1 protein-coding gene is annotated in these 995 nt (G+C 67.9%); it reads left to right on the forward strand.

Translation table 11 applies throughout. From position 1 onward, the window contains the following. The coding region (locus ACNPM4_RS03005) for a L,D-transpeptidase (RefSeq protein WP_448984650.1) at positions 1-962 on the forward strand (962 nt) is incomplete at its 5' end. Between the last annotated feature and the right edge of the window lie 33 nt (positions 963-995).

Here is a 995-nt window from a genome sequence, read left to right on the forward strand (position 1 = left end):
CCGTGCCGTCGAGCTTCCAAGACCCGGTGGACGCCGGTGTCGCATTCGACCCCGCCGGCGGTAAGTACATCGTCACGGCCTCGGAGCCCGGCACCGGAATCGACGTCGATGATCTCACCGCCGCCTTCACCGATGCGGTGGCCGCGGGGAAGACGTCTCTCGAATACCCCGGCGGTCCTGCCGAGGCCCTGCCTGCCGTCTCCGACGACGACGCCACCGCCACCGCCACCGAGCTGAACACGATGCTCGGGACGATCGGCTTCTACGTCGGCGACGAACGCACCGTGCCGGTCAAGCCCGCGGTCGCAGCCACCTGGCTGACCGTGGTCGACGAAGACGGCCAGCTGCGCATCGAAGCCGACGCCCAGGCCATCCAGGCCACCGTCGACACGCTTCCGGGTCTCGTCGACCGGGCGCCGGTCAACGCCACGAACATCGTCGACTCCGCCGGCACCGTGTTGCGGGCCGAGCAGGAGGGCGTCGTGGGCCGCGCCGTCGGCGACACGTCGGGCATCGCCGAGCAGTTCGCTCAGCAGCTCGCCGCCGGCGACGGGGTCTACAAGCTCACCGTGGGCGAGACCGCTTTCGAGACGGTCAACCTGTTCCGCCGCATCGAGATCAACCTGAGCTCGCAGCGCGCCTACCTGTTCCAGAACAACGAGGTCGTGCAGTCCTGGGCGGTGTCGACCGGGTTGCCCGGCACGCTGACCCCGGCCGGCAACTTCAAGGTGTTCGCGCACACGGCCATCCAGGACATGGGCTGCTACGAGGGCGCACCCTACTGCACCGAAGACGTCCCCTGGATCACCTGGTTCGCTCCGAACATCGGCTTCCACGGCACCTACTGGCACAACAACTTCGGCCAGCGGATGAGCCACGGCTGCGTGAACCTCCCGATCGATCTCGCCAAGTACGTCTACGACTGGTCGCCGGTCGGCCTCGAGGTCTCGGTCTACTACTGAACCGCTCTCCCGCGGACATGAAGAAGGGGGGGG

The organism is Microbacterium umsixpiens (genome assembly GCF_053543675.1).